This is a genomic window from Halomonas saccharevitans (genome assembly GCF_900116405.1).
In the GTDB taxonomy this organism is placed as follows: Bacteria; Pseudomonadota; Gammaproteobacteria; order Pseudomonadales; family Halomonadaceae; genus Halomonas; species Halomonas saccharevitans.
The window spans coordinates 1-6,556 of record NZ_FPAQ01000072.1 but is presented as its reverse complement, the minus strand read 5'-3'; the positions used below and the strand labels follow the sequence as shown (position 1 = coordinate 6,556).

The following is a 6,556-nucleotide window of genomic DNA, read 5'->3' as shown; positions in this document are numbered from 1 at the left end:
TGCCCCGCGAAGCGCTGGCTCAGCTGGCGGATCAGCGTGTCGATGGCCGTGGGCTCATTGGCGATCTCACCACGAAACTCCGGCTCATGCCGTCCCGCCTCGGCGATGGATACCGCAATGCTGGCCTTATGCACATCCAGCCCGATATAGGCGGCATGGACGTCGCTGGCGGCGCTGAGCCGCTCGGCGGCAGTGCGCTCCACAACGACCTGCTGAGTTGCGTTAGACTGTGTCATGACCTGCCTCCCTCAATAGTGGCTCTGTGTTGTTGCCCAACCTCAACGTAACCCACGACGTTGAGGAGGGGCAGGTCAATCCATCATGTCTACGCCATGGGTGAGGAGGACTCCTCTGAACGGGCTGGCCAGGGATGGCCAGCACCGGCCCTGCAAGCGGAGCAGGACGCCAGAGCGCAGCAGGGCGTCGGTAGCGCCCAGGGCGCGTTTACAGTTCCACCGGAGGGCCGGCCCCGCTCGTAGACCTGTCGACGGATCAGCCCCGAGCGGTAATGCCAACGGTGTGAGCCCTTACCCTCCAAGGATTAGTACCGCTGGTCACGCCGCGAGGCGAGCCGGTCGGCCAGCCGGGTCGGCTCCGGCAGCTTGGTGCGCCCCAGGCAGGCCACCACCCAGTCGAGCGCCGTGGCCAGCGCCACCCGATGCCCCGGCGAGACGAAGATCGGCTTCACCCTCGGCCGCGAGCGCAGCACCGCGCCGATCGTCTCGTCGTCCGGGCCGTCCACCAGCGGCACCCAGTCGCCCCGCGCGGGGCCGGGCTCCTCATGGCGGCCACAGAGCCGCGTCTTGGCGACCCCGATGGTCGGCAGGTCGAGCCACAGCCCCAGGTGGCTGGCCACCCCGACCCGCCGCGGATGGGCGATGCCCTGGCCGTCGACCATGACGAGCTGCGGCCGGGTGGTGAGCTTCTCGAAGGCGCCGAGCGCCGCCGGCACCTCGCGAAACGACAGGAGCCCGGGCACGTAGGGCATGCGCGTCGGCTCGCGGTGCACCACCCGCTCCACCACCGTGAAGGTGCCCTTGTCCTCCGGCGGCCAGGCCAGCACCACCACCGCCGCCCGGGTGATCGCGCCGTCCTGCTCGAAGCCGATATCCACCCCGGCGAGGTGGCGCACGGAATCCAGGCGATCCTCGCGCTCCACGCGCCCCGTCAGGCGCTTCTGCAGCGCGATGGCCTCTTTCGGGGCGAGGTTCCAGTCGTGCAAGGCGGTATCGGGCATCGGGGCTCCCTGAAGTGTCGGCGTCGCTCGGGTTAGACTACGGCTTTTGCCGCGTGACGGACCACCGGGGAGCCCACCTTGAGACTGATCCACACCGCCGACTGGCACCTCGGCCAGAGCTTCCACGGCCAGGAGCGCCACGCCGAGCACCGCGCCTTCCTTGCCTGGCTGCTCGACACCCTGGTGGAGCGCCAGGCCGACGCCCTGCTGGTGGCCGGCGACATCTTCGACGTGGTCAATCCGTCGCTGGCCGCCCAGGGGCTGCTCTACGACTTCATCGTCGACGCCCACCGGCGCCTGCCGGGCCTTCAGATCGTGCTGATCGCCGGCAACCACGACAGCGGCAATCGCATCGAGCTGCCCGCCCCGCTGATGCGCAGGCTCAACACTCACGCCCTGGGCCGGGTCTACTGGCGGGACGACGGCGACCTCGACGCCGAACGCCTGCTGGTGCCGCTCACCGATGCCGAGGGCGAAACCCGCGCCTGGTGCCTGGCGCTGCCCTTCCTGCGCCCCGCCGAGGTAACCGGCGCCGGCCTGCGCGCCGACCAGGGCGATAACGAGGACGACGACGCGCCCAACGACTACGTCGCCGGCATCAATCGCGTGCATACCCGGCTGATCGAGGCCGCCCGCGCCCGGCGCGAGCCCGGCCAGGCGCTGGTGGCGATGAGCCACGCCCACCTGCACGGCGCCGCCGTCTCCGAGGCCAGCGAGCGGCCCATCGTCATCGGCGGCGAGGAGTCGATCTCCGCCGCCCTCTTCCCGGACGACATCGCCTACGTGGCGCTCGGCCACCTGCATCGCGCCCAGCAGGTCGGCGAGGACCGCATCCGCTACAGCGGCAGCCCCCTGCCGCTGGACTTCAGCGAGGTGGCCTACCCCCATCAGGTGGTGGAGGTCCTCCTCGACGGCGAGGCGCTGGCCACCACCGAGGCGCTCCCCGTGCCCCGCCCGGTGGCCATGCACCGCGTAGGCCCGGCGCCGCTGGAGCGAGTGCTGGCCGAGCTCGCGGCCCTCGAGGACGATCCAGAGCAACCAAGAGACCGCTGGCCCTGGCTGGAGGTGCGCGTCGAGCTCGAGGCGCCGATCCCCGACCTGCGGGCCCGGGTGGAGTCGGCCCTCGAGGGCAAGGCGCTGCGCCTGCTGCGCCTCGAGCGTCGCCTGCCCCGGGTCAAGGGGGAAGATACTCCCGCCCGGATCGACCTGGAGAGCCTCGGCCCGCGCAAGCTCTTCGAGCGCACCTGGGCCGACCGCTGGGGCGAGCCGCCGGAGGCGGACGTGCTCGCCGACTTCGACCGGCTCTGCCAGGACGTGCTCGACGGGGACGAGGAGGTGACGTCATGAGGATCCTCGCCCTGCGCCTGGAGAACCTGGCCTCGCTGCCCGGCCCGCTCGAGCTGGACTTCACCGCCGCGCCGCTGTGCGATGCCGGGCTCTTCGCCATCACCGGCCCCACCGGCGCCGGCAAGAGCACCCTGCTCGATGCGCTCTGCCTGGCGCTCTACGGCGGCACGCCGCGGCTGCGCCAGGCGCCGGCCCGGGACAGCCGGATCGACGACACCCCGGACTCCACCCTGACCACCAGCGACCCGCGCACCCTGCTGCGCCGCGGCACGTCGAGCGGCTACGCCGAGGTCGACTTCGAGGGCCGCGATGGGCGCCGCTACCGCGCCCGCTGGGCGGTGCGCCGCGCCCGGGAGAAGGTGGCCGGCAAGCTGCAGAAGGCCGAACAGTCGCTGCGCGACCTCGACGACGACCGCCTGCTCACCACCCAGAAGCGCGAGTTCGACCGCCTGCTGCCGGAGCGCCTCGGGCTCACCTTCGACCAGTTCACCCGCGCCGTGCTGCTCGCCCAGAGCGAGTTCGCCGCCTTCCTCCAGGCCGACGACAACGAGCGCAGCGACCTGCTCGAGCGCCTCACCGGCACCGCCGAGTACTCGGCGATCTCCATGGCCGCCTACCAGCGCGCGAGCGCCGCCAGGAAGGCCGTCGAGGCCCTGGAGGCCAAACTCGCCGACGATCGGCCCGCCGAACCCGAGGCCCGCGGTGAACTGGAGCAGACGGCCAGGGTCACTCAGCAAGCGCTCACTGACCTGCAGCGCCAGGCAGAGTCGCTCCAGGCCCGGCGCCGCTGGCACGATGACGATGCCCGGCGGCACGAGGCCTATCGCCAGGGCCTGACCCGGCAGCAGAGCGCCGAGGCCGACTGGCAGTCCCTCGCCGGCGCGCGCGCCGACCGCGAGTGGCGACGGCTGATCGCCCCGCAGCGCCATGCGCTGGCCCGCAGGGCTGCCCTGCCCGACGAGATCGCCGCCCTGGAAGCGACCCACGCCGAGACCGTGAAGGCGCGAGACGCCGCCGCGGCCGAACAGCAGCAAGCCGAAAGCGCCCGCGCGCAGGCCGAGCAGGCCCTTGGCGAGGCCACCGAGGAACGCGGCCGGGCCGAGCCCGCCCTGCGCGAGGCACGGGACCAGGCCCAGCGCCTCGCCACTCAGGAGAAGCAGCTCGCCGACCGGGAGGCGGCCCGCACCCGGCAGCAGGCCCAGGCCGATGCCCTCGCCCGCGAGCAGCGCGAAGCCCAGCAGGCGCAGCAGGCCCGGCAGCGACAGCGCGACGACTGGCAGGCGACCCTCGAGCGGTTAGTGGGCACTCACCCTCGCCTCGATGCCGCGCGCCAGGCCGCTCAGCAAGAACACGACCAGGAGGCCCGGCGCCACCTGGCGCTGGGCGAACTCGCCAGCCGCTGGCAGGAATTCGGCCGCGCGGAGCAGACCTTCGCCCAGCTAACCCGCCGGATCGGCGACGACGAGACCCGCAGGAACACGCTGCTGACCGAGGGCCAGAGCGCCCGCCAGCAGCTGGACCGGGCCCAGGCGCATCTCGACAGCGTGAGCGCGCTGATCGATCGCAGCCGCGCCGTGCGCAGCGAGAGCGTGGCGCGACTGCGCGAGGCCCTCGTCGAGGGCGAGCCATGCCCGGTATGCGGCGGCCACGATCACCCTTGGCGGCAGGACCCGCCGGCCACGCCGGAGGCCGCCCAGCTCGAGGCCCAGGAGGCGGAGGAAACCCGTCAGCTCGATGCGGCCCGCGAGGCCCGCGACGCGGCCCAGCGGCGGCGCGACGAGCTTTTCGGCGAGTATCGCGCGGTAGAGGCCGCCCTCGCCCGCCACCGGCAGGATCATGAAACGGCCGAACGGCAGCGAGACGCCGCCCGCGAGGCACTCGAGGCGCATCCCCTGCAGCAAGAGCTCGCCGTCAATGATTCGAGCGAGCGGAAGGAATGGCTCAAGGCAGAGCGCGAGGTGAGCGAGACCCGCCGCCGCGAGGCGCGAGAGCGCCTGGACGAGCTGGCCCGGGCCGAGGCCGAACTGGCCCCACTGGAGCAGGCGCTGCAGGAGGGCCATGTCGCCCTGGCGCGCCTGGAGGCCGAGAAGCAGCACGCCGACACGGCCCTGGCCGAACTGGACGAGCGGCTGCCGCCGCTGCGCGAGGAACGCGAGGCACTCGCCCGGGACCTCGCCGCCCGGCTAGGTGAGCACGCCTCGCCGGACGCCTGGCAGCAGCACCTCGACGCCAGCCAGGAGCAGGCCCGCCAGGACCGCGACGCCGCCCAGGCGCGCTGGCACGCCGCCCAGCAGGCGCAGCAGCGCCTCGCCCAGCAAGTCGAGCACGAGGCCGAGCGCCTCGAGGGGCTGCGCCGGGAGCGCGACACCCTCGACCGCGAGCTCGCCGACTGGCGAGCGGCGCACCCCGAACTGACCGACGCCACCCTTGACCGGCTGCTCGCCCAATCCGAGGAGACGGCCCGCGACGAGGAGCGACAGATCGAGGCCGCCGACCAGGCCCGACAGCGCGCCGCCGCAACACTCAACGAGCGGCGCGACGCCCTGCTGCGCCACCGCCGCGACCAGGGCCTGATCGAGGAGACGGAGGAAGCGAGCCAAGAGGAGCGCGACGAGGCGCTGCTCGGCGACGCCGTGGCCGAGGCGCTGCGCCGCCGCCGGGAGGCGCTGGAGGAGGCCCAGGCCGAACTGACGCCGCGCCTGGACGAGGCCCAGCGGGCCCGGGACAAGGCCGCCTTCGCCCTGAGCGATGACGCTCGTAAGCGCGAGCGTCGCAAGGCCGGCCAGGCCGAGCTGGAGGCCGCCCAGGCCGAGTTCCGCCGCTGGGGCCAGATCAGCGAGCTGATCGGCTCCGCCGACGGCAAGGCCTTCCGGCGCATCGCCCAGGCCTACAACCTCGAGCAACTGCTGGAGCACGCCAACGCGCACCTGAGCGGCCTTTCCCGCCGCTATCGGCTGGTGCGCGGCGGCAGCCCCCTGGGCCTACTGGTGGTGGATGTCGACATGGGCGACGAGCGCCGCTCGGTGCACTCGCTCTCCGGCGGCGAGACCTTCCTGGTCTCGCTGGCCCTGGCGCTAGGGCTCGCCTCCATGGCCTCCGGCGAGCTCACCATCGAGTCGCTGTTCATCGACGAGGGCTTCGGCAGCCTCGACCCGCATTCCCTGGCGCTCGCCATGGAGGCTCTCGACGGCCTGCAGGCCCTGGGCCGCCGGGTCGGCGTGATCTCCCACGTGCAGGAGATGCACGAGCGCATCCCGGTGCAGATCCAGGTGGAACCGCTGGGCAACGGGACGAGTCGGGCGAAATTGGTCAGTCAGTAGGTCTGGGGATACGGCTCGTTGAGGAGGATGAAAACATCATCAGCGAGCCGGTTATTTCTACTACGATCCTTCAGCTGACGGCCATGAGCAGCCATTGAGATTTTCCTGATGTATAACGCTTGCAGCATGCGCGCCCACGGAATGGAGCCGGAGGCGCAATGTAGTTGGCGTCGTCGTACCTGCATTGGTTATGCGAGACCATCGTCAGCCTGATATTCAGGGAGGATTCTCCAATTATCCTCAAATTCGGCCACGTCCTTGATGTTGAGAATCGCCTGCGGAGAAGCGCCGCCTCCTGGACGGCGATAGTCGTGCCTCTCCATCCTGGATTCATAGAATAACTGCAGCGCTTTGGACCACACGGTAGAGGTAGGAGGGCCAGCGCCGATACCCTCCCTGCTTTACCGACCAAAGTGAAGCAGAGCATGGGATACCGACAGCTGACCCAGATCCAACGATACCAGATCCACGCCCGCTATGACTTGGGCATCAGCCAGCGCCAGATCGGCAGGGAGCTGGGCCTCCACGGCAGCACGATCAGTCGTGAACTGCGCCGCAACGCCACCTCAGGTGGCTATGATCCTGAACAGGCCCAGACGCTCAGTGATCACCGGCGCCGTACCGCGTGGAAGTGGACGAAGCGCCTGCCGAG

4 protein-coding genes and 1 pseudogene are annotated in these 6,556 nt (G+C 71.3%); 3 read left to right on the top strand and 2 right to left on the bottom strand.

Annotation, left to right across the window (positions count from 1 at the left end):
• Together BM388_RS17310 and nfi are read right to left on the bottom strand one after the other, a co-directional pair.
• Window positions 1-236: pseudogene (locus tag BM388_RS17310) on the bottom strand (hypothetical protein); the annotation flags it as partial.
• Between the two features lie 305 nt (window positions 237-541).
• Window positions 542-1,237 (bottom strand): deoxyribonuclease V, encoded by a 696-nt coding sequence (nfi, locus tag BM388_RS17305; protein WP_089852465.1) that lies wholly within the window; start codon window positions 1,235-1,237, stop codon window positions 542-544.
• A 78-nt stretch (window positions 1,238-1,315) separates the two neighbouring features.
• On the opposite strand from nfi, the gene BM388_RS17300 reads away from it, so the two are divergent.
• The 3 genes from BM388_RS17300 to BM388_RS17290 form a co-directional block, all read left to right on the top strand.
• A complete protein-coding gene (locus BM388_RS17300; protein WP_089852463.1) occupies window positions 1,316-2,584 on the top strand; it encodes an exonuclease SbcCD subunit D in 1,269 nt (422 codons plus the stop codon).
• Window positions 2,581-5,904 carry an AAA family ATPase gene (locus tag BM388_RS17295; protein ID WP_089852461.1) on the top strand — a complete coding sequence of 1,108 codons (3,324 nt, stop codon included), beginning with the start codon at window positions 2,581-2,583 and terminating at the stop codon, window positions 5,902-5,904. The genes BM388_RS17300 and BM388_RS17295 overlap by 4 nt, the downstream gene beginning before the upstream one ends.
• Window positions 5,905-6,329: 425 nt before the next feature.
• A partial coding sequence (locus BM388_RS17290; protein ID WP_139233990.1) for a helix-turn-helix domain-containing protein occupies window positions 6,330-6,556 on the top strand: 227 nt, incomplete at its 3' end.

Excerpts from the sequence above, each read along its gene's own strand:
- nfi (WP_089852465.1), bottom strand. The coding sequence starts at position 1,237 with ATGCCCGATACCGCCTTGCACGACTGGAACCTCGCCCCGAAAGAGGCC.
- BM388_RS17295 (WP_089852461.1), top strand. The coding sequence starts at position 2,581 with ATGAGGATCCTCGCCCTGCGCCTGGAGAACCTGGCCTCGCTGCCCGGC.